Here is a 21,874-nt window from a genome sequence, read left to right as displayed (position 1 = left end):
GAGGTCAGCGGCCCTGGTCGCTGCGGTCGCGGACGAGCCTCGTCGCGACGACCACGGCGGCCGCGAGCACGACGGCGAGGAGCACGTGCAGGTCGGTGACCTGCGCCTGCCAGCCCTGGACGCGTGACTGCCACGCGAGCTGCGTGCCGCTGTCCGTGAGCGCCGGCAGCAGCGTCGTCCCGTCGCTGAGGACGAAGGTCAGGCCGATCAGCACGAAGACGCCGCCCGCCAGCAGGCTCGTCGTGTGCGTGCGCAGCGGCCCCAGCGTGACGGGGCGGCCCCGTAGCCAGCGCTGGTCGCGCAGCCCCGCCCGGTCCCACAGCAGCGCGAGGACGGCCAGGGGGATCGTCATACCGGCGGCATAGGTGGCCATGAGCAGGGCGCCGTATGCCGGGGAACCGCCCGCCATCGAGATGGTGAGGATGGACCCGAGCAGGGGACCGGAGCAGAACCCCGACAGGCCGTAGAGCGCGCCGAGCGCCAGGACCGACACGGTGGAGCCGGCCGGCCCCAGGCGCAGGCGACCCCTGGCGCGCTGGGCCGCCCCGAGCTCGAAGCCGCCGCCCGCCGCCACGAGCAGGCCGAGGGCGATGACGACGAGGCCACCGACGCGGGTGGCGGTCGTGCGGTGGACGGTGAGCAGGCTGCCCACCGCGCCGACACCAGCCCCGAGGGGTGCGAGGACGAGCACCAGCCCGAGGTAGAACGCGAGGACGCGGCGCAGCAGCACCACCGGACGCTCGAACGCGAGGGCGAAGAAGGACGGGAGCAGCAGCGCCGAGCAGGGGCTGACCAGGGACAGCAGCCCGCCCAGGAGGGCGCCCAGCAGTCCGATGCCGGTCACGGGTGAGGCTCAGCCCTGCTGGGCGGCGGCCGCGGCCTGGTCGATCACCTGGGTGAAGACCTCTGCGGGCTGCGCCCCCACCACGGGTGTGCCGTTGATCACGAAGACCGGCGTGCTCGTCGCGCCCAGCTGGCGGGCGACCTGGGTCTCGCGGCCCACCGCCTCCTCGACGGCGGAGGACGTCATGGCCTTCTGGAAGGCAGCGAGGTCGCGCACCCCCGCCGTCCTGGCGAAGCCGAGGAGCCTGTCGTCGGTGAGGTCAGGGTGACCTGAGGTGGGCGAGGCCGCGAACAGCGCGTGGTGGAACTGCCAGAACCTGCCCTGCGCGCCCGCGGCCCGCGCGGCCTGGGCCGCCCGCTGCGACTTGTCGCCGAAGATCACGAGGTCGTGCCACTCGATGCGCAGCACGCCGGCGTCGACGTACTTCTTGACCAGCTCGGGCTGGGTCTCCAGGGCGAACTTCGCGCAGAAGGGGCACGCGTAGTCGGCGTACTCGATCATCACGACCGGGGCGTCGACCTTGCCCAGGGCGAGCGGGTCGCCGGGGATGCGGCGGGCCGTGTCGGTGACCTTGCCCTGGGTGGTGGGGGAGGACGGCGTCGCCGGCCGAGAGCCGGCCTGCTGCGTGGCGCCCGGCTGGGCCGGGGCCGCTGCCTGCTGGGCCGGGGGACGCAGGAGCAGCATGCCGATGATGACGACGGCGACGACGAGCAGGACCGACAGGACGACGACCTCACGGCTGCGCGTGGCGGAGCGGCGCGGCGGGCTGGACTGGCTGGTCAAGAGGGCCTCCCGGGTGGCACAGATCCTCCACAGGATAGGCGGCGGCGCTCTGGGGGCTGCGGCGCCCCTCCTGCGGCGTCCCCGCGAGGCAGCGTGGCGTCCGTCATACCGGCCTGTCGGTCCTCGCTGCTAGCGTCCGCGATGAGACCGAGCCAGACCGACGACGCCGTCAGCCAAGGAGCGACATGCGCAGCGCCAAGGACTTCTTCGCCCCCCTCGCCGTGGGGGCGCCCGCACCCCTGCGGGAGGTGCCCGCGCGACCCTCGCGGGCGATCCACTTCTTCGACCCGAGCAACGCCAAGATGGCCGCCAAGATCCCCGCGATGGTGGGGCAGGTCGACGTCCTGCTCGGCAACCTCGAGGACGCGGTCAAGGCCGACAACAAGGAGGCCGCGCGCCAGGGCCTGGTGGACATCGGCAAGGCGACGGACTTCGGGCCGACCCAGCTGTGGACGCGCCTCAACGCCCTCGACTCGCCATGGTTCCTGGACGACATCACCACCCTCGTGGCCGAGATCGGCGACAGGCTCGATGTCGTCATGATCCCCAAGGTGCAGGGCGCCGAGGACATCCACTACGTCGACCGGCTGCTCGCCCAGCTCGAGGCCAAGGCCGGGCTGCAGCGCCCGATCCTCGTCCACGCGATCCTCGAGACCGCGCGCGGCATGGCCAACGTCGAGGAGATCTGCGGCGCCTCCCCGCGCATGCAGGGCATCTCCCTCGGCCCCGCCGACCTCGCCGCCGACCGCCGCATGAAGACGACGCGCGTCGGTGGCGGCCACCCCGGCTACCTCGTCCGGCAGGACCCGCCACGCGGCGCCGACGGCACCTCGCAGGTCGACGCCGACCGCAGCACCTACCAGCAGGACCTGTGGCACTACACGATCGCGCGCATGGTCGACGCCTGCGCGATGCACGGGATCTACGCCTACTACGGGCCGTTCGGCGACATCACCGACGTCGTCGCCTGCGAGGACCAGTTCCGCAACGCGTTCCTGCTCGGCTGCGTCGGCACCTGGACGCTGCACCCCAAGCAGATCGAGATCGCGCGGCGCGTGTTCAGCCCGTCGGTCGAGGACATCGCCCACGCCTACAAGGTCAAGGAGGCCATGGGCGACGGCACGGGCGCGGTCATGGTCGACGGCAAGATGGAGGACGACGCGTCCCTCAAGCAGTGCCTGGTCATGGTCGAGCTCGCCGAGCAGCTCGCGGCGATAGACCCCGACCTCAAGAGCGCGTACGACGAAGCCCGCGACGCGTCCGTCGGCGGACCCGACCAGCAGGAGAAGTGAGATCCCATGGCTGACACCGTCTTCCGCCCCCGCCGGTCCGTGCTCTACATGCCCTCCTCCAACGCGCGGGCGCTGGACAAGGCCAAGACCCTGCCGTGCGACGCGCTGATCCTCGACCTGGAGGACGCCGTCGCTCCCGACGCCAAGGAGGCTGCGCGCGAGGCCGCGTGTGCCGCGGCACGCTCGGGGGAGTACGCCCGCCGCGAGCTGACCATCCGCATCAACGGCATCGGCATGCCCTGGCACGAGGATGACCTGCGCGCCGCCGCTGCTGCTGGGCCCGACGCGATCGTCGTGCCCAAGGTCGGCTCCGCCGACGAGGTCCGCACGCTCGTGGCGGCGATGGAGGACGCCGGGGCACCCGACCGCACCACGTTGTGGGCCATGGTCGAGACCCCGGGGGCCATGCTGCGCGTCGAGGAGATCGCCTCGGCGTCCGACCGGCTCAGCGTGCTCGTCATGGGCACCAACGACCTGGTCAAGGAGCTGTATGCCGAGCACGTGCCCGGACGCCAGCCGCTGCTGGCCGGTCTCGGGCTCGCGCTGCTCGGTGCACGCGCCGCGGGCAAGGCGATCCTCGACGGCGTCTACAACGACGTCAAGGACACCGAGGGCTTCCTCGCGGAGTGCGCGCAGGGTCGTCAGCTGGGCTTCGACGGCAAGACGCTCATCCACCCCGGTCAGGTCGCCGGCGCCAACGAGGCCTTCGCCCCGTCGTCGCAGGCGGTCGAGGACGCCCGCGGCATCCTGCAGGCGTGGGAGGACGGCCAGGGCTCCGGCGTCGTGACCTACAACGGCAGGATGATCGAGAACCTCCACGTCGAGTCCGCCCAGCGCGTGCTCACCATGCACGAGGCGATCACCGCCCTGGAGGCTGAGGCCTCCTAGATCCCGGCGCACCTCGGACCCCGCCGTCCCCCAACGGCCAGGCCTATGCTCGACGGGTGTCGTCCCCCGTCCTCGCGACGAAGCTGTTCGTGCCGGCGCGGCGCCCGAGGCTGGTCCCGCGCCCACGGCTGGCAGCGCGGCTGGACGGCTCTCTCGAGGGCGGTCATCGCCTGACGCTGGTGTCCGCGCCGGCGGGTTTCGGCAAGTCGAGCCTGCTCGCGGACTGGGCGGCGCAGCTGGCGCGGCGGGAGCCGCCGGTCCGGGTCGGGTGGATGAGCCTTGGCGACGAGGACGACGATCTCACCGCCTTCCTCGCTCTGCTGGCGGCCTCGCTGGCGGGCCTGGACATCCAGGTCGACGGTTCGGCCCTGGGGCGGCACCGTGACGCGACGGCGGCGGCATCCGCCGTGATCGATGCCGTGGTCCGTGCCGACGCCCTCAGGCCGGGCGCCGTGCGGGTGCTGGTGATGGATGACGTCCACCTCGTGCGCGCCCCCGAGGTGCACCAGGCGGTCGCCTTCCTCGTGGACCACCTGCCCGCGGGGCTGCACCTGGTCCTCTCGACCCGCTCCGACCCGCCTCTCGCCCTGGCGCGGCTGCGCGCACGCGGCGAGCTCATCGAGCTGCGTGCGGCCGATCTCCGCTTCACCCGGGCCGAGGCGGAGGACTTCCTGGTCGCGGCGATGGGGCTGACCCTGGACGCCCACGACGTGGATGCCCTCGAGGGCCGGACGGAGGGCTGGATCGCCGGTCTGCAGCTGGTGTCCCTGGCCCTGGGTGGCCGGTCGGGTGGTGGCCAGGCCCACGACTTCGTCCGTGACTTCGCGGGCAGCCACCGCTTCGTCCTCGACTACCTCACCGACGAGGTGCTCGACCGTCAGCCCGCCCCGGTGCGGGAGTTCCTGCTGCGCACGGCAGTCCTGGACCGGCTGTGCGGCCCCGCGTGCGACGCACTCACGGGCCGGACCGACGGCACCGCGATGCTCGAACGGGTCTGGGCCGACAACCTGTTCCTCGTCTCCCTCGACGACGATCGCTCGTGGTACCGCTACCACCACCTGTTCGCCGACGTTCTACGCGCACGACTGAGCGCCCAGGACCCTGACCTGGTGGCGGACCTGCACCGGCTGGCCAGCCGATGGTTCGCCGCCAACGGATACCTCGTGGAGGCCGTGGGGCAGGCGTTGGCGGGCTCGGACGACGAGCGCGCCGCCTACCTGGTCGAGGACGCCGTTCCCCTGCTGCGACGGAGCCGCCAGGACAGCCTCCTGCTCGGCTGGATCCGGGCTCTCCCACGGGCCCGCGTTCGCGTCAGCCCCGTCCTCTCTCTGGTCTGCGCGTGGTCACTGATGCTGGAGGGCGACCTCGAGGGCGCCGACGCCCGGCTGGACGACGCCGACGCCGCCCTCGCTGCTGGGCGCGCGGACACAACCCTCGCGGCCGGGTGGGCCCCGACCGGCGACCGGCGGCGCCAGCGCCTTCATCCTGCTCGTGAACGCAGCCAAGCGGGCAGGGGTCGTCCCGACCTCGGCCCTCACCCAGCTGGTGGCACCCCTGGCGGAGGTCCTGGCCCTCGCCCTGGTCGCCGGGCTGTACCTCGCGTTCGGCCGGCGCAGGGGCACCTTCGGACTCGTCGCCTACCTCGTCAACTCGGCTGCCCTCGGAGGGCTGGTCGGCGTCGAGCTCGTCATCAACCTGGTCTTCAGCGAGCTCCCGCGTGGCGCCGTCGCGTCGCTGCGCGCGGGCCCGCTCGGCCTTGCCCTCGTGGTGGTGTCCGTCGCGTTCCTCCTCGGCACGATGGCCTTCGTCGCTTCGTTGCTGCTGTCCCGTGAGGTGCCGGCGGTCCCGTTGGTCCTGTATGCCGTCGGAGCGGTCCCGGTCGCGCTGCGGGCCTCGGTGCCGGAGATCGCCCTGGACCTGGGGCTGCTGACCATGGCCGTGGGGATCGCTGCGCTGTCCGCCTGGATGTACTCCAGGTCGGCCGTCCTCCGCACCTGGGACGCACAGCCAGCCACGATCGGCCCGGCCCAGGCCACCGCCTGACGGTGTGGTCAGCCGAGGCGCCCGTCCCCACCCCTGGGGCCGGGCGTCCTCGGCCCTCCGGTCGAGGTGCCGCCCGCCCGGGCTCGTGACAGGGTGTCACCATGGCCGTGTTCGAGGAGCTGGACCTGCCGATGCCGGACGGGGTGTGCGACGCCTATGTCGCCCGCCCCGCCGAGGACGGACCCCACCCGCCGGTGCTCCTGATCATGGACGCCATCGGGCTGCGGCCGCGGATCCGGGAGATGGCCGAGCGCCTGGCGGACGACGGCTACGTCGTGCTGGCGCCCAACGTCTACTACCGGGCCGGGCGCCAGCCGCTGATCGACCCCTCGTTCCTGTCCGCCGAGCGGGGGGAGGAGCGGCATACGATCATCTCCCGTCTGCTCGCCAGCCTGACCCGAGAGCACTGGGAGGCCGACGGCCCCGCCTATCTCGAGCACGTCCAGGGTCTCGACGACGTCGCGGACGACGACGTGCGGGTCGTGGGTTACTGCATGGGCGGGGGGCTCGCGCTGCGGCTGGCGGCACAGTGCCCCGACGACGTGTCGGCGGTCTGTGGGTTCCACGCCGGACGGCTGGTGACCGACGGCCCCGAGAGCCCGCACCACGTGCTGCCCGACGTCGAGGCCCGCATCTACTTCGGCTTCGCCGACCAGGACCCCAGCATGACCAGGTCGCAGATCGAGCGCCTGCGGCTGGCCGCCGAGGAGGCGGACTGCGACTACGAGGGCGAGATCTATCCGGGCGCCGCTCACGGGTTCACGATGAGTGACCTCCCGGCCTACGACGAGCGCGCCACCGCGCGGCACTGGGAGGCGCTGCTCCAGGTCTTCGACGAGGCCTGACCCGTCAGCCGACGGTTCGTTCGAGCGCTGCCTCGACCAGCCTCCTTGCCGCCCGCAAGGCCCGCACACGGTCGGTGTCCGAGATGAACGCCGATCCGTAGTGCGCTCCAGGCTTGAGCCGGACGAGCTTGCTCAGCTCGTTTCCCAGGGCGCGGTCGACGCGCCCGAGGACCCGCGCGGCCTCGGCGTGGTCATCGCCGGAGTACCGCGATCCAGTCGCAGCGATGCAGATGGCATCAGAGGCAGCGATGCCAGACAGGACCGCGATCCCGATCACGACGTTGTTGGCGCCCGGCCCCTCCTCGGTGGCTGCGAGCTCTGCGACGTCGAGGTAGCGCGCGGCAATGATGCGACGGGCCTTCGCCTGACCTCGGTCGCCGGGGCTGGACCGCGTCGGTGTCATGCCGGGCTTCTCTCTGTGGCCAGTCGCGCGATCAGGGGCCCGAGGGATTCTCCCGCCAGCGTGATGGAGTCCTCGCGCCAGGACCTGATCAGCGGTTCGTCGGCCTCCACGGCTCGGCGCAGGTCCTCCTGCGTGGTGTCGAGCCAGGACAACGTGTTGCCCGTCCACTGCCACACGAGGCGCTCCAGCTCGGCCAGCTGATCGCTCCACGCCTCGGCTTGTGCCTCGTCGAGGTGCGGAGGGCGGACGACCAGGACGTCGATGTCCGAGTCCGAGCCGGCCTCTCCTCGCGACAAGGAGCCGTAGAGAGACGCGTGGAGGCAGGGCACCCGCCACCCCTCGATCTGCTTGGTGAGCCTCGAACGCACCTCGGAGGCCGCCTTGGACGCCGCGAGCACGACAGGGGCGAGAAGGTGCTCACGGTTGAGGCGGTAGAGGTGGGCGCGACCGGCCGGCTCCACGATGACGAGTCCCTGGTGGGCAAGACGTCCGAGGGCCTGCGTCATCGCCGTGTGGCTACCTCGTCGTGCGAGCTCGGCGATGCCTCGGCCGGTGAGGGCGCTCTCGGTCCCGGCGAGGACGGTCAGGGCCTCGCCCTCGAGCGAGGGCGTGATGGCGCTCAGGGGATGTGACAGGTCCATGAAACCATGATGGCAGGTCAACGCTCCATGTGGAAGGCTTGGACGCCATACGGGCCTCTGGCGCCTTGCCCCCGCGACGGGTGCCGTGGGAAGTCGGGTCGTTCAGGGACGAAAGACCTTGCCGGGATTCATGATTCCGTGCGGGTCGAGCGCCGCCTTGATCGCTCGGTGCAGGTCCACGACCGGTTCGCCGAGCTCGGCGTGCAGCCCGTCCCGCTTGAGGGTGCCCACGCCGTGCTCGCCGGAGATGGTGCCGCCGAGCTCGAGGCAGGCCGCGATGATCTCCTCGAAGGCCAGGTGCGCCCGCTCGAGCTGCTCGGCGTCTCCCGGGGTGGTGACGAGCAGCGGGTGCAGGTTGCCGTCGCCCGCGTGGGCGGCGTTGGCGATCGTGGTGCCGTGGCGCACGCCGATCTGCTGGATGCGCTCGAGCATCGGGACCACCTGGTCCTTGGGCACGCAGACGTCCTCGGTGAGGATCGTGCCGAGGCGCTCGGCGGCGGGATAGGCGAGGCGGCGCGCGGCGAACAGCAGCTCGCCCTCCTCCTCGTCCTCGGCCACCGCGGCGTCGACCGCCCCCGCGGCGCGGAACACCTCGGCCATGGTCTCGGCCTCGGCGTCGCCCCGCTCGCCGGGGGTGTCGACGCGGCCGAGCAGCATCGTGTCGGCCTCGGTGGTCAGGCCCATGTGCTTCCAGTCGTCGACGGCCCGCAGCAGGGTCCGGTCCATCAGCTCGAGCAGCGAGGGCGTGAGCCCGGCCTCCGCCACGGCGGTGACGGCCCGGCCCGCCGACAAGAGGTCGGGGAAGAAGCCCGCGACGGTTCGCTCCGGCTCGCGGGCCGGTCGCAGCCGCACGGTGACCTCGGTGATGATGCCGAGCGTCCCCTCCGAGCCCGTCATCAGTCCGACGAGGTCGTAGCCCACGACCCCCTTGGCGGTGCGCCGACCGACCCGCACGATCTCGCCGGTCCCCGTGACGACCTCCAGCGCCAGGACGTAGTCCCTGGTCACGCCGTACTTCACGCAGCACATGCCGCCGGCGTTGGTCGCGACGTTGCCGCCGATGGTCGACCAGGGCGCGCTGCCGGGGTCCGGGGGATACCAGAGCCCCTGCTCGGCGGCGGCAGCGCGCAGCCGGTCGTTGACCACGCCGGGCTGGACGACGGCGAGCCGGTCCAGGGTGTTGATCTCGAGGACCTGGTCCAGGCGCTCGAGGCTGAGCACGATCCACCCGGCCTCGGCGTTCGCGGCGCCGGACAGGCCGGTCCCCGCTCCTCGGGCGACGACGGGGGTGCCATGCTCGAGGCACGCCTGCACCGTGGCCTGCACCTCGCTCGTCGACCGGGCTCGCACGACGGCGGCCGGCGATCCCCAGGCCCCCCACTCGGCCTGGTCACGGGCATAGGCGATCATCGCGTCGGGGTCGGTCATGACCCGGTCGGCGGGGAGGCGCGCGAGGAGGGAATCAACGATCGAGGTCACGGTCCGACCCTAGGCGAACCACTCGACCGGCGCGGCACAGGGTGCCGCCGGTCAGGGCACCACCGCGGTGTAGGCGTTGAGCGCCAGCTGCCCGCCGAGGTGGGCGTAGAGGAAGGTGCTGCTCGCCGGGATCTCCTGGCTGGAGACGAGGTCGATCAGGCCGGCCATCGACTTGCCCTCGTAGACGGGGTCGATGATGACGCCCTCCAGCCGGCCGGTGAGGCGGATGGCCTCGATCGTCGACTCGACGGGGATGCCGTACTTGTCGCCGGCCCACCCCGCCAGCACGGTGATCTCGTCGTCGCGCAGGTCGCGCTCCAGGCCGAGGAGCCCTGCCGTATGCCGGGCGATGCGCCCCACCTGGTCGCGGGTCTTGTCGAGGGTGGCCGACGCGTCGATGCCGATGACGCGGCGCGGCCGTCCGCCCGCAGCCTCGAGCTCGGCGAAGCCCGCGATCATCCCGGCGTGGGTCGAGCCGGTGACCGTGCACACGACGATGGTGTCGAAGAAGACGTCGAGCTCCGCCTCCTGCTGAGCGACCTCGTGCGCCCAGCCGGCGAAGCCCAGTCCGCCGAGGGGGTGCTCGGACGCCCCGGCCGGGATGGGGTAGGGCTTGCCGCCCCGCTCCTCGACCTCCCGCAGCGCGTCCTCCCAGCTGCTCCGGATGCCGATGTCGAAGCCGTGGGGGTCGAGGCGCACGTCGGCGCCCATGATCCGTGAGAGCTGGATGTTGCCGACGCGGTCATTGAGGGGGTCCGGCCAGTCGACCCAGGTCTCCTGCACGAGCAGGGCCTTCAGCCCGAGGTGGGCGGCGACGGCTGCGACCTGGCGGGTGTGGTTGCTCTGGTAGCCCCCGATCGAGACCAGGGTGTCGGCGCCGGAGGCGAGCACGTCGGGGACGATGTACTCCAGCTTGCGAGTCTTGTTGCCGCCGAAGGCGAGGCCGGAGCTGACGTCTTCTCGCTTGGCCCACACCTGGGCGCCACCGAGGTGCGCGCCGAGGCGCTCGAGGGGATGCATCGGGCTGGGTCCGAAGGTGAGGGGATAGCGGTCGAAGTCGGCGATGCCCATCGGGAGCTCCTTTGCTCGGGTGAAATCCAATATATTGCTAGTGGGTCTCCTGGGCAACGGGTCCTATATTCAGACCATGCCGATCCCCGAGTCACCGGGCCTGCCGAAGCGGTCCCTGCTGCGTGACCACGCCTACGAGGCCATCCGGGACGCCATCGTCGCCGGGACGCTCGCTCCGGGGGAGCGGCTGCGCGATCCCGAGCTGGAGGGATGGCTCGGCGTCAGCCGCACCCCGATCCGTGAGGCGCTGCTGCGCCTCGAGCGGGCCCGCCTGGTGGTGGCGACGCCCGGCCGGGCCACGATCGTCGCACCCGTCGACCAGGAGTCGACGCGGGACGCCCAGCAGGTCGCGGCGGCCATGCACGAGCTCGCGGCGCGGGTCGCCACGCCTCACCTGACGGCCTCGGACCTGGAGCAGCTCGAGGAGGTCAACGCGGCGTTCGCGGAGGCGCTGCACGCTCTCGACGCCGAGCGAGCCATCGAGGCGGACGACGCCTTCCACGGCGTCTTCGTCGCCCGGAGCGGCAACGTCGTCGTGGCCGAGGTGCTCGAGCGGGTGGTCCCGGTCCTGCGGCGGGTGGAGCGGATGCGGTTCACGACCTACGCCGGCCGCGGCAGCGCCGACCAGCACGCCGCCATCATCGCGGCCGCCCGCGCGGGCGACGCAGAGCGAGCCGCGACCCTGAGCCGCGACAACTGGCTCTCCCTGCGCTTCACCTTCTCGGGCTGATGAGGGCCGTATGACGAAGGAGCGGCCCCCCGTCATACGGGGAACCGCTCCTCGCTGTGTCCGTGAGACCCGAGGCGGGTCAGGCCTCCCACTCCACGAGGACCTGGCCGCCCTGGACGGCGTCGCCGACGGCCACGTCGACCGCGGCGATCCGCCCGTCCTTGGGCGCCGTGACCTCGGTCTCCATCTTCATGGCCTCGAGGACGAGCAGGGTCTCGCCCTCCTTGACCTCCTGGCCCGCCTCGACGAGCACCTTGACGACGGTGCCCGCGATGTTGGCGGTGAGGGCGTTGGACGCGCTGGCCGGGGCCTTCGCGCTGGTGGGGGCCACGCCGTGGGCGGACATGCTGCCCACGAGGACGGCACCCAGGCTCGGTCGGGGCTCCTCCTCCACCTCGACGTCGACGTCGTAGACCGATCCGTTGACGGTCACCTTCAGCTTCATGTCAGTCCTTCGGTTGCGTCGGCGGTCAGCGCACGCCGTGCTGGAACGTGTGCGAGTGGTGGATGTCCGAGCGGCCCTGGGACGCCCACGCCGAGCCGCGACGCAGGTGGACCTGCTTGACGGTGGCGCGCTTGCCCAGGTAGGCCGCGACGGCTGCGGAGATCGCGAGCAGCACCTCGGGGCTGACCTCGTCGTCCCGGGCGGAGACCTTGGCCTCCAGGGCCTCGAGACGAGCGGTGAGGTCGGCGACCAGGGCCTGCAGCTCGGCGACGGTGGGTTCGCTCATGATGTGTCCTTCCGTGGCAGTCGGTCGATCAGAGCGGGATCAGGCCGTGCTTCTTGGCCGGACGCATGTCGCGCTTGCCGGCGAGCATCTCCAGCGAGCGCGCGATGTGACGACGCGTGTCCGCCGGCTCGATGATGTCGTCGACGAGACCGCGCGAGGCGGAGACGTACGGCGTGGAGAAGGCGTCGCGGTAGAGCTGGACCAGCTCGGCCCGCTTGGCCGTCGGATCGTCCGCCTCGGCGATCTCCTTGCGGAAGACCACGCCCGCGGCGCCCTCGGCGCCCATGACGGCGATCTCGGCCGTCGGCCACGCGAACACGCGGTCCGCGCCGAGGTCCTTGGAGCACATGGCGAGGTAGGCGCCGCCGTACGCCTTGCGCAGGACCACGGTGATCTTGGGGACCGTCGCGGAGGAGTAGGCGAAGAGCATCTTGGCGCCGTGGCGGATGATGCCGCCGTACTCCTGCTGCACGCCCGGGAGGAAGCCCGGGACGTCGACCAGGGTGACCAACGGGATGTTGAAGGCGTTGCAGAAGCGCACGAACCGCGCGCCCTTGTCGGAGGAGTCGATGTCGAGGACGCCGCTCATCACGCTGGGCTGGTTGGCGATGATGCCGACCGTACGTCCCGTGATGCGGGCGAAGCCGACGACGATGTTGGGCGCGAAGCCCGCGTGCACCTCGAGGAAGTCGGCGCCGTCCACGAGCGAGCCGATGACGTCACGGACGTCATACCCCTTCTTGGGGTCCTCGGGGATCACGGTGTTGAGCGACTCGTCGGGCTCGACGTCCTCGAACCCGTCGACCAGCGGCGGCTCCTCGGTGTTGTTGCTCGGCAGGAAGCTCAGGAGCTTCTGGGCGATCAGGACCGCCTGCTCGTCGTCCTCGGCCATGAAGTGGGTGACGCCGGAGCGCGCCATGTGCGCCGCCGGGCCGCCCAGCTCCTCGGCCGTGACCTGCTCGCCGGTGACCTGCTTGATCACGTCGGGGCCGGTGATGAACATCCGGGAGCTCTTGGTCTGGATGATGAAGTCGGTGAGGGCGGGGGAGTATGCCGCTCCACCGGCGCACGGCCCCGCGATGATCGAGACCTGCGGGACCACGCCGGACAGCGCGACGTTCTGGAAGAACACCTTGCCGTAGCCGGACAGCGAGTCGATGCCCTCCTGGACGCGGGCGCCGCCCGAGTCGTTGATGAAGACGAACGGGGTGCCGTTCTCCAGGGCTGCGTGCAGCGTCTTGGCGACCTTGGTGGAGTGCATCTCGCCGGCGGAGCCACCCGCCACGGAGAAGTCCTGGCTCGCGACGTGGACCGGGCGGCCGAAGACCGTGCCGGTGCCGGTCACGACGCCGTCCGCCGGCATGACGGCCTTGTCCATCCCGAACAACGTGGTCCGGTGCTGGGCGAACAGGCCCATCTCCTCAAAGGAGCCGGGGTCGACCAGGTCCGCGACCCGCTCGCGCGCGGTCTTCTTGCCGGCCTCGTGCTGCTTGGCGTGGCGCTTCTCGCCGCCGCCGGCCTCGACCGCGGCGCGGCGCTCGCGGAGCTCCGTGAGGCGGTCGGCCATCGTCTTGGGTGACTGGGGTGCCTTGCTCATGGTGAGGTTCCCTCTCCTGCCGTCAGGCCGGCTTCACGGCGACGGAGTGCTTCTTGCCGTCGATGGTGATCTCGTAGGTGATCGGGCCACGGACCGGGCCGGTCTTGCCGTCGCCCTGGGCGGCCGCGGCCTTCTCGGCCTCGAGCTCGGCGGGGCCCTTGCCGACGTTCTTGGGGCCCTCGGCGCGGCTGGTGAAGAAACCGGGAGCGACCTTGGGGAACATCGCGTAGGTCAGGACGTCCTCGTCGCTGCCGTCGAAGCCCTCGAGCGCGGCGGCGTCGGTGCGCAGCTGGTCCCACTCGTCCTCGATCAGGTCGGCGGGCCGCACGTCGATCGGCTCCTTGCCGGTCTGCTGCTTGGCCTTGTCGACGACCTCCTGGTCGAGCTCGCCCATGACCGAGCCGTAGTAGCCGAGCATCAGGTCGGCGAACTCGGCGGTCAGGACCTTGTAGCGGCCCATGAGGACGTTGAAGACGGCCTGCGTGCCCACGATCTGGCTGGACGGGGTGACGAGGGGCGGGTAGCCGGCGTCCTTTCGCACGCGTGGCACCTCCTCGAGCACCTCCTTGAGCTTGTCGCCGGCGCCCTGCTGCTTGAGCTGGGACTCCATGTTGGAGATCATGCCGCCGGGGATCTGGCTGTCGAAGATGTCCGTCTCGACGTTGAACGAGGACATGAACTGCGTGTAGCGGGGCCGGATCCCGGCGAAGTGCTCCTTGATGCGACCGAGCCGCACCTTGTCCAGGTCGGCGATGTAGCCCGTGCCCTCGAGCATCTCCTGCAGGGACTCCGTGGGGTTGTGCCCCGGGCCGAGGGACAGCGAGGAGATGGCGGTGTCGACGACGTCGGCGCCCCCCTCGACGGCCTTCATCAGCGAGACGAGCGTGACGCCCGTGGTCGCGTGGCAGTGCACGTTGACCTGCATGTCCGGCATCTCTGCCTTGATCGCCCGGACCAGGTCGTAGGCCGGCTGCGGCTTGAGCAGCGCCGCCATGTCCTTGATGGCGATGGAGTCCACGCCGACGTCGCGCAGCTCGCGCGCTTGCCGGAGGTAGACGTCCACGTCGTGCAGCGGGCTGGTGGTGTAGCAGATGGTGCCCTGCGCGTGCTTGCCGGCCTTCTTGACCGCGGCGATCGCGCGCTCGACGTTGCGGGTGTCGTTGAGGGCGTCGAACGTGCGGAACACGTCCATGCCGTTCTCGGCGGCCTTCTCGACGAAGTGGTCCACCACGTCGTCGCCGTAGTGGCGGTAACCGAGGAGGTTCTGCCCCCGCAGGAGCATCTGGAGGCGGGAGTTCGGCAGCAGTCGGCGGAAGGTCCGCAGCCGCTCCCACGGGTCCTCGTTGAGGAAGCGGATGCACGCGTCGAACGTCGCCCCGCCCCAGCACTCAACGCTCCAGTACCCCGCGTTGTCGATGTCCTCGCAGGCACCGACCATGTCCTCCAGGGCCATGCGGGTCGCCATCAGACTCTGGTGCGCGTCCCGCAGGGCCAGCTCCGTCACGCCGATCTGTCGCTGCTGTGTATCCACGCCTGCAATCCTGCCCCACGGGCCGCGGCGCGGCATCAGCGGGGTGGGTCTTAGCGGGGATCCTCAGGTGGTGTCGGCGGCGGTCATGACGCGGTCCCGGCCTGCGGCCTTGGCGGCATACATCGCCCGGTCCGCCCGGCGCAGCAGGTCGCGGGGCGTCTCCCCGCCGGAGGTGCTCGCGACGCCCGCGCTCACCGTGAGGTTGAGGGGGACCCCGACGATCTGCAGCCAGTCCAGCGCCGCGATCCGTGCTCGCAGCCGCTCGGCCAGCACGGTGGCCGCGTCGAGGTCGGTGCCCGGCTGCAGCACCGCCAGCTCCTCCCCGCCGTAGCGGGCCGCCACGTCCGACACCCGCACCTCGGTCTGCAGCATGCGGCCGAGGGCGTGCAGCACCTGGTCGCCGACCACGTGGCCGTGCGTGTCGTTGACGCGTTTGAAGTGGTCGAGGTCGAGCAGGATCAGGCTGACCGGGTGGTCCGCGTCGGCGGCGCGCACGTCGACGAGAAGGCGGTCGTTGAGCAGCCGACGGTTGTGCAGTCCCGTGAGGTCGTCGCGGATCGAGATCTCCTGCACCATGCGGTGCTCGGACTTGAGCTCGCTGAACTCCGCCTCCAGCCGCTGCTGGCGCTCGCGGGCGCGGGCCGCCTCCCGCTCGACCATCTGCACCCGGTGCAGCACGACCAGGGCCGATGCCCGGCGGCGGGCCATGGCGTCCTCGTGGGCGTCCTTGAGCTCCAGGTGGGACCGCAGCGTCCAGTAGGCCGACTCGTGGTCGCCCCGTCCGGCGTAGGCCTCGGACAGGATGTCGGTGAGCGCCAGCGTCTGCCGATCGGTGAGCGCGGACCCCGTGAGCAGCGGCTCGAGCAGCAGCACGGCCTCGTCCGGCCGCCCCAGCGCGGTCCACGCCCGGGCGACCTCGATGGTCACGTCGATCCGCACGGGCTGGCGGGCGGACTCGATCCGGTGCTGGGCGTCGGCCAGGAGCGCCTCGGCCTGCAGCGGGTGCCCGAGGTGGGCCGATCCGTAGGCCTGGAGCGCCACGGCGTGGGCCACCACGTCGTTGGTGTGGGCGCGGGCTGCGTGGTGCTGCGCGCGCCGCGCCTCGACGGTGGCCTCCAGCAGACGCTGCTGGTCGACGAGGGCGTGCGCGATGTCGAGGTGGGCATAGGCCTGGCCCTCCGCGTCGTCGATGCCCTCGAAGATCGCCAGGGCCCGTCGGAAGTCCCGCACCTGGTCGACCACGTCGACCCGGTCGAGGGCGGCGTTGAGCAGGCACTGCGCGACGAGCTGCACATCGTTGGCCTGCCGGGCGATGCTGACCGCCTGGTTGAAGAAGCCCGCGGCATGGGCGGGCTCGCCGATCTCCGCGCTGACGTTGCCGAGCACGAGCTGGAGCCGGCCGAGCCAGACGTCCTCGAGCGAGGTGAGCGTCACGAGTCCCTCGTTGGCGAGGGTGAGGGCCTGCTCGTAGTCCTGGACCGCGAACCGGCAGGCCGCCTGCACCACGCGGGCGCGTGCCTCGAGCAGGTGGTCGTCCGTGGCGACCGCGTGACGGGCGGCCCGGTCGGCCAGGGCGGACGCGGTCTCCTGGTCCCGGTGACGGGCGTGCCAGGCCCGCTCGACCATGGCGCTGTGGTCGATGGCCGGTCCGCCGCCGGGCACGGGCAGAGCGTTCCGGGGCAGGCAGGGCTCGGTGGGCACCGGCCTCACCTCCGTCTCCGACCCTCGGCCGGCTACTTCCTCGTACTTCCTCGGCGCAGGCATCATGACAAAGCGTGGCCGCCCCCGCCAGGGTCCGACGCGCGCCGAGGCTGGAATCCGGCCGGTGCTACCTTGAGGATCCCGTCCGGACCCTCGCCGAGGAGCGCCCGTCATGACCGTGCCCGAGCCCGTCGTCCTCGTCGCCTGCGACAAGTTCAAGGGCTCGCTGGTCGCGACCGAGGTGGCCGAGCGGATCACCGTCGGGGTTCGTGGCGTCCTGCCCGGCGCCACCGTGCGCACGCTGCTGGTCGCGGACGGCGGTGACGGCACCATCGAGGCGGCCCTCGTCGCCGGCTACGAGGGGCGGACCACCACGACGTCGGGTCCGACGGGCCGACCGCTCCAGGCCCGGTATGCCGTGCTGGGGGCCACCGCCGTCGTCGAGCTCGCCGAGACCTGCGGGATCGTGCACCTGCCCGGGGGCCGGCTCGAGCCCCTCACCTCCACCAGCCGCGGGGTCGGCGAGGCGGTGCGTGCGGCGCTGGACGAGGGGTGCGCCGAGATCGTCCTCGGGATCGGGGGCTCGGCCAGCACCGACGGCGGCACAGGCATGCTGTCCGCCCTCGGCGTCCGCTTCCTCGACGCCTCGGGCCACGAGATCCCCGACGGCGCAGGGGGGCTCGCGTCCCTCGCCAGCGTCGACCTGTCGGGTCTGCACCCTGGCCTGGCCGACGCCCGCGTCGTCGTGGCGTGCGACGTCAACAACCCGCTGCTGGGCGACCGGGGCACCGCCGCCGTGTTCGGCCCGCAGAAGGGGGTCACCGCCCAGCTCCGTCCCCAGGTCGACGCCGGGCTCGAGCGCCTCGCGGACCTGCTCGCGGAGGCGATAGGCCGCGACTCGCGCGACGAGCCGGGTGCAGGCGCGGCCGGTGGCGTCGGGTATGCCGCCCTGCAGGTCCTCGACGCCGAGATGCGGCCAGGCGTCGAGCTGGTCCTCGACCTCGTCGGCTTCGCCGAGCAGGCCGACGGCGCAGACCTGGTCATCACCGGCGAGGGTTCCCTGGACGAGCAGTCGCTCATGGGCAAGACCCCCGTCGGTGTCGCCGAGGCGGCAGCGCGCGTGGGCGTGCCCGTCGTGGCGGTGTGTGGGCGCTCCCTGCTCGCCGACGGCCAGGCGGAGGCGTCGGGCATCCGCCGCGTCTATGCCCTGACGGACCTCGAGCCGGATCCCGCGCGGTGCATGAGCGAGGCGGGGCCGCTGCTCGAGCAGCTGGCCGGCACCGTGGCGCGCGCCCTCGCCGACGGCGGTCTCTGACGCGCTCGCCGCCCCTGCATCGTTGGCGGCTGCCGTCCGCTGGCGCCGTTGGCGAGGGTGTCTCGGGTTGCAGGGTGAGACGGGTGCGGTGCGGTGAGACGGCGTGCACGACGCCCCCCCGACCCCGCGTCGCGGCGGGGCCAGGGGGCGTCATACGAGCCGGGGTCAGGCCTTGGTGACGGGGGTGACCGGAGGCTTGCCGGCCAGGACGTCGAGGACGTTCTGCGCCGCGAGCTCGGCCATGGCCGTGCGCGTCTCGACCGTCGCCGAGCCCAGGTGGGGGAGCAGCACGACGTCGTCGCGGTCGATCAGACCCTCGTGCACGGTCGGCTCGGCCTCGAAGACGTCGAGCCCCGCACCCGCGATCTCGCCGGCCTCGAGGGCTGCCACGAGCGCGGCCTCGTCGACGATGGGTCCGCGGGCGGAGTTGATCAGGTAGGCGGTCTTCTTCATCCGCTTCAGCGCGTCGGCGTCGACGAGGTGGTGCGTCGAGTCCATCAGCGGGCAGTGCAGCGAGACGACGTCCGAGGTCTCGAAGAGCTCGTCCAGCTCGACCTTGCGCGCACCGAGCTCCCCGGCCACGTCCGCGGCCAGCTCGTAGGCGTCGGAGTAGACGACGTCCATGCCGAAGGCCTTGGCGCGACGGGCCATGGCGATGCCGATCTGCCCCATGCCGACGATGCCGAGGGTCTTGTCCTGAAGGCCCATCCCGAGCAGGTAGAACATGCCCCACTGCCACGGCGTGCGGGAGCGGATGACCCGCTCGCCCTCGCCGAACCGCCGCGTGACCATCAGCATCAGGCCGAAGGCCGTGTCCGCCGTGGTCTCGGTCAGGACCTTCGGGGTGTTGGTGGCGATCACGCCGCGGCGCTCGCAGGCCGGGACGTCGATGTTGTTGTAGCCCACCGCGACGTTGGCGACGACCTTGAGCTGGCCGCCGCACGCGTCCAGGAACTCGTCGTCGACCTTCTCGGTCAGCAGGGTGACGACGGCGTCGGCGCCGCGCACGGCCTCGAGGCAGGCCTCGCGCGTGATGCAGTCGTCGGCGTCGTGGTAGAAGACGACGTCGTGCTCGGCCCGGAGGGCGTCGACGGCCGACTGCGGGATCTTGTTGGTGATGACGACCTTCATCGCGTTGTCCCCGCTCACTTGCTCTCGATCCAATCCTTGAGCTTGCCGAGGCCCTCGCGGATGCGGTCCTCGCTGATGCCGGAGTAGGCGAACCGGATGTAGTCGCGGTCCTCGCCCGGCTGACGGCGTCCGAAGTGGTTGCGCGTGCAGAAGGACACGCCCGTGGCGTGCAGGGCCTGCGTCGCGAAGTCGTCGACGTCCGCGGCACCCACCTGCCGCACCGCCTCGGTGACGTCCGGGAACAGGTAGAACGTCGACTCCGGGGTCGCGACGTCCACGCCCGGGATCTGGTTGATGACCTCGCACGCGGCGTCGCGGCGGCCACGCAGGACGTCGAGCATGTCCTGGACCGGCTGCTGGTCGCCGGTGAGGCCGGCGATCCCCGCGTGCTGGATGAAGTGGGTCGTGCACGACTCGTTGTTGGTGTTCATGGTCGAGAACACCTGGGCCACCTCGACGGGAGCGATCCCCGCGCCGAGCCGCCACCCCGTCATCGCGAACTTCTTGGAGAAGGTGTAGAGGATGACGGTGCGGTCCGCCATCCCGTCGATCGACGAGATCGAGTGCGACTCACCGGAGTAGCGCGTCTCGAAGTAGGCCTCGTCCGACAGCACCCACAGGTCGTGCTCCTGCGCGATCGCGGCGATGGCCTCGCGCTCCTCCTGGGTCGACTCGGCGGAGATGGGGTTCTGCAGGTCGTTGTAGATGATCGCCCGGGTCCGGGGCGTGATCAGCGAGCGCACCTGCTCCAGGTCGATCGCGAAGCCGCGCTCGGTCGGGAGGTAGCGGTAGGCCTTGGCCACGCCGCCGAGGTACTCGATCTGCGACTCGTAGATCGGGAACCCCGGGTTGGGATAGAGGACCTCGTCGCCCTCGTCCATCACGGCCTGCAGGAACTTGGTGATCACCGGCTTGCCGCCGGGCTGGATCGCGACGTTTTCGGCCGTGTATGCCGTGCCGCGGAGCCGGTTGATGTCGGCGGCCATGGCCTCGCGCAGGGCCGGGATGCCGGGGCCGGGGCAGTAGCCGGTCTTGCCGTCCGCGATCGCCCGGTTCATGGCCTCGGTGATGTGGGCCGGGGTGGCCAGGTCGATGTCGCCGAGGTGGAAGGGGTAGATGTCGTTGCCCTTGGCCCCCCAGGCCGCCGCCGCGGCCGAGACGGCGAAGGCCGTCTCCGTGCCGAGGCGAGAAAGTCGTCGTGCCAGCGCCATTGCTGAATCTCCCTACGAGTGGTGTGTCGTCGGTGACGTGGATCGACCCCGGGTGCGGGACCGTCCTCCCTCGCACTGTAGCGACCCGGGGGCCGGACCCCACATCCCGGCTGCCACGGGACCAGTCAGGGCAGTCGGCGCACCGTCAGGATCTGCTCCGCCCGACCGATGGGTCCGTGCTCGTCGTAGAGGTCGGTCGAGGTCAGCCCGAGACCCGTCTCGCCGAAGGTGACCTCGGTGTCGAGGCCCAGCCAGCCGTGCGTGGGCGTGCGGAACAGGTGCACCGTGAGGTCGACGTTGGGGAACATCCACTCCCCGGGGTGCTGCCGCACAGCCACGCCGTTGGCGGTGTCGACCAGGCCCAGCAACCGCGCCACGTCCGAGGTCTCCTCGCCGCTGACGAGGTCCAGATCGGTGCTGATCCAGACGCGCCCCCGGCCGGGCTCGCCGCCGTCGACGGACCGGAAGTGCAGCGATCCGATGAAGCCGCCGCCCCAGACCCCCTCGTAGCTGCGGGCCGCGACCTCGTCGTGATGCGGCATACCGGCGTGGAAGCCCCCCGCGACCTCGGCGGTGTCCTGCCGGACCAGCCGCCAGGCGGTGGCCCGCACCACGGCCTTGCTCCCGGCATACAGGGTCGCCTCGACGAGCTCGATGGTCCGCCCCGGACGCACCGTCTCGCACCGGACCTCGACCTCGGAGGCGGGGATCACGCCGAGGATGTCGTAGGTGATGCGCGCCAGCTGCATGTCCTCGCGCGGGGCGTGCCGTTCGACGGCGTGCGCGAGCAGGCCGGCCACGGGTCCCATGTGCTGCTCCCAGGGGTTCCAGGCGCCCTGGGCGTGCAGCGTGGGCTGGTACCTCCCGTCGCCGAGGGCGAGGTAGTAGGCGGGGGTGGTGGAGTCGAGAAGTGAAGGGTCCGGGCGGGTGGGTCCCGCACTGTCCGGGTGGGCGGGTGGCGCGGGCGTCATACGGCCACGCTAGACGGGCGAGGGGGCCTCTGACACCCTGTGGCCATGCCGGAGACCGAGCCCCGACGCCCCACCCCCGAGGGGTTGACCATCCGACCCGAGGACACGCGTGACCACGCCGCCGTGCGCGACCTCGTGGCGCGCGCCTTCGTGGAGGAGCCCACCGTCGCGGACCTGGTCAGCCTGCTGCGCGCCGACTCGGCGGCCGAGGCGGGGCACTCCTACGTCGCCGAGATCGGCGGCGAGGTGGTGGGGCACGTCATGATGACGCGGGCCTGGGTCGACGCCCTGCCGCGACTGGTCCGGGTCCTGGTGCTGTCACCCCTCTCGGTGGCCCCGGAGTGGCAGTCCCGCGGGATCGGCGGCGCCCTGGTCGAGTTCGCGCTCGCGGAGGCCAGCGGGGGCGACCACCCCCTGGTGTTCCTCGAGGGATCCCCGCTCTACTACACGCGATTCGGCTTCGAGCGTGCCTCGCGGCTCGGCTTCGTGGCCCCGTCCCGACGGATTCCCGACCCGGCCTTCCAGGTGGTCACCCTGCCGGCCTACGAGGACTGGATGACCGGCGCCCTCGTCTATCCGGACGTGTTCTGGCGCCTCGACGCCGTGGGGCTCCGCGGCGAGCAGCTCGCCGACGACGAGGCCGCGCTGGGGGAGTAGCCCGGGTTGG

General features: G+C 71.7%; 22 protein-coding genes. 8 read left to right on the top strand and 14 right to left on the bottom strand.

Annotated features, from left to right (window positions below; translation table 11 throughout):
- Positions 1–4: 4 nt before the first annotated feature.
- Positions 5–844, bottom strand: coding sequence for a cytochrome c biogenesis CcdA family protein (locus K313_RS0110200; protein ID WP_029211536.1), 840 nt, complete (start codon positions 842–844; stop codon positions 5–7).
- Between the two features lie 9 nt (positions 845–853).
- On the bottom strand, positions 854–1,627 hold the full coding sequence (locus tag K313_RS0110195; RefSeq protein ID WP_029211535.1) for a DsbA family protein: 774 nt from the start codon (positions 1,625–1,627) through the stop codon (positions 854–856).
- A 185-nt stretch (positions 1,628–1,812) separates the two neighbouring features.
- On the opposite strand from K313_RS0110195, the gene K313_RS0110190 reads away from it, so the two are divergent.
- From K313_RS0110190 to K313_RS0110165, 5 genes are all read left to right on the top strand, one after another.
- On the top strand, positions 1,813–2,919 hold the full coding sequence (locus K313_RS0110190; RefSeq protein ID WP_029211534.1) for an HpcH/HpaI aldolase/citrate lyase family protein: 1,107 nt from the start codon (positions 1,813–1,815) through the stop codon (positions 2,917–2,919).
- A gap of 6 nt (positions 2,920–2,925) precedes the next feature.
- Positions 2,926–3,807, top strand: a complete 882-nt coding sequence (locus K313_RS0110185) for an HpcH/HpaI aldolase/citrate lyase family protein (protein ID WP_029211533.1) — start codon at positions 2,926–2,928, stop codon at positions 3,805–3,807.
- Between the two features lie 56 nt (positions 3,808–3,863).
- The gene (locus K313_RS24205) at positions 3,864–5,639 is read left to right on the top strand and encodes a winged helix-turn-helix domain-containing protein (protein ID WP_205621847.1); all 1,776 of its coding nucleotides are present in this window, start codon (positions 3,864–3,866) and stop codon (positions 5,637–5,639) included.
- A complete protein-coding gene (locus tag K313_RS24200) occupies positions 5,605–5,850 on the top strand; it encodes a hypothetical protein (RefSeq protein ID WP_205621846.1) in 246 nt (81 codons plus the stop codon). The genes K313_RS24205 and K313_RS24200 overlap by 35 nt, the downstream gene beginning before the upstream one ends.
- A 101-nt stretch (positions 5,851–5,951) precedes the next feature.
- Complete coding sequence (locus K313_RS0110165; RefSeq protein WP_029211530.1) at positions 5,952–6,695, top strand: dienelactone hydrolase family protein; 744 nt, start codon at positions 5,952–5,954, stop codon at positions 6,693–6,695.
- Positions 6,696–6,699: 4 nt separating this feature from the next.
- Here K313_RS0110165 and K313_RS0110160 read toward each other — a convergent pair whose 3' ends face one another.
- The 4 genes from K313_RS0110160 to K313_RS0110145 form a co-directional block, all read right to left on the bottom strand.
- Positions 6,700–7,098, bottom strand: a complete 399-nt coding sequence (locus K313_RS0110160) for a hypothetical protein (protein ID WP_029211529.1) — start codon at positions 7,096–7,098, stop codon at positions 6,700–6,702.
- Positions 7,095–7,739 (bottom strand): nucleotidyltransferase domain-containing protein, encoded by a 645-nt coding sequence (locus tag K313_RS22370; protein ID WP_029211528.1) that lies wholly within the window; start codon positions 7,737–7,739, stop codon positions 7,095–7,097. Before K313_RS22370 ends, K313_RS0110160 begins: the two co-directional genes overlap by 4 nt.
- A gap of 102 nt (positions 7,740–7,841) precedes the next feature.
- Positions 7,842–9,218: an FAD-binding oxidoreductase gene (locus K313_RS0110150; RefSeq protein WP_034252714.1), complete on the bottom strand. Its 1,377-nt coding sequence runs from the start codon at positions 9,216–9,218 to the stop codon at positions 7,842–7,844.
- A gap of 51 nt (positions 9,219–9,269) precedes the next feature.
- Complete coding sequence (locus K313_RS0110145; protein ID WP_029211526.1) at positions 9,270–10,289, bottom strand: 1-aminocyclopropane-1-carboxylate deaminase; 1,020 nt, start codon at positions 10,287–10,289, stop codon at positions 9,270–9,272.
- A 76-nt stretch (positions 10,290–10,365) separates the two neighbouring features.
- On the opposite strand from K313_RS0110145, the gene K313_RS0110140 reads away from it, so the two are divergent.
- Positions 10,366–11,019: a GntR family transcriptional regulator gene (locus K313_RS0110140; RefSeq protein WP_029211525.1), complete on the top strand. Its 654-nt coding sequence runs from the start codon at positions 10,366–10,368 to the stop codon at positions 11,017–11,019.
- Positions 11,020–11,098: 79 nt separating this feature from the next.
- Here the strand turns inward: K313_RS0110140 and K313_RS0110135 are convergent, their stop codons facing one another.
- The 5 genes from K313_RS0110135 to K313_RS22365 form a co-directional block, all read right to left on the bottom strand.
- Complete coding sequence (locus K313_RS0110135; protein ID WP_019285115.1) at positions 11,099–11,464, bottom strand: biotin/lipoyl-containing protein; 366 nt, start codon at positions 11,462–11,464, stop codon at positions 11,099–11,101.
- Positions 11,465–11,489: 25 nt separating this feature from the next.
- Entirely contained in the window at positions 11,490–11,750 is a 261-nt protein-coding gene (locus K313_RS0110130) for a hypothetical protein (RefSeq protein ID WP_029211524.1), read from the bottom strand.
- Positions 11,751–11,778: 28 nt separating this feature from the next.
- A complete protein-coding gene (locus K313_RS0110125; protein ID WP_029211523.1) occupies positions 11,779–13,347 on the bottom strand; it encodes an acyl-CoA carboxylase subunit beta in 1,569 nt (522 codons plus the stop codon).
- A 22-nt stretch (positions 13,348–13,369) separates the two neighbouring features.
- Positions 13,370–14,878, bottom strand: a complete 1,509-nt coding sequence (locus K313_RS0110120) for a methylmalonyl-CoA carboxytransferase subunit 5S (protein ID WP_029211522.1) — start codon at positions 14,876–14,878, stop codon at positions 13,370–13,372.
- Between the two features lie 63 nt (positions 14,879–14,941).
- Positions 14,942–16,579, bottom strand: a complete 1,638-nt coding sequence (locus K313_RS22365; RefSeq protein ID WP_029211521.1) for a GGDEF domain-containing protein — start codon at positions 16,577–16,579, stop codon at positions 14,942–14,944.
- A gap of 172 nt (positions 16,580–16,751) precedes the next feature.
- Between K313_RS22365 and K313_RS0110110 the strand changes: the two genes are divergently transcribed.
- Positions 16,752–17,894, top strand: a complete 1,143-nt coding sequence (locus K313_RS0110110) for a glycerate kinase (protein WP_029211520.1) — start codon at positions 16,752–16,754, stop codon at positions 17,892–17,894.
- Between the two features lie 165 nt (positions 17,895–18,059).
- Here K313_RS0110110 and K313_RS0110105 read toward each other — a convergent pair whose 3' ends face one another.
- From K313_RS0110105 to K313_RS0110095, 3 genes are all read right to left on the bottom strand, one after another.
- Positions 18,060–19,025 (bottom strand): 2-hydroxyacid dehydrogenase, encoded by a 966-nt coding sequence (locus K313_RS0110105; protein ID WP_034252760.1) that lies wholly within the window; start codon positions 19,023–19,025, stop codon positions 18,060–18,062.
- 14 nt (positions 19,026–19,039) lie between these two features.
- Positions 19,040–20,236 carry a pyridoxal phosphate-dependent aminotransferase gene (locus K313_RS0110100; protein ID WP_029211518.1) on the bottom strand — a complete coding sequence of 399 codons (1,197 nt, stop codon included), beginning with the start codon at positions 20,234–20,236 and terminating at the stop codon, positions 19,040–19,042.
- Positions 20,237–20,361: 125 nt separating this feature from the next.
- Positions 20,362–21,207: a thioesterase family protein gene (locus K313_RS0110095; RefSeq protein ID WP_019285106.1), complete on the bottom strand. Its 846-nt coding sequence runs from the start codon at positions 21,205–21,207 to the stop codon at positions 20,362–20,364.
- Between the two features lie 45 nt (positions 21,208–21,252).
- Here K313_RS0110095 and K313_RS0110090 point away from each other — a divergent pair, with 45 nt between their 5' ends.
- Positions 21,253–21,864, top strand: a complete 612-nt coding sequence (locus K313_RS0110090) for a GNAT family N-acetyltransferase (protein ID WP_084412692.1) — start codon at positions 21,253–21,255, stop codon at positions 21,862–21,864.
- Positions 21,865–21,874 lie beyond the last annotated feature (10 nt).

The organism is Arsenicicoccus bolidensis DSM 15745 (assembly GCF_000426385.1).
GTDB lineage: Bacteria > Actinomycetota > Actinomycetes > Actinomycetales > Dermatophilaceae > Arsenicicoccus > Arsenicicoccus bolidensis.
The sequence above is the reverse complement of the archived record's forward strand: the minus strand, read 5'-3'. Positions and strand labels throughout refer to the sequence as shown.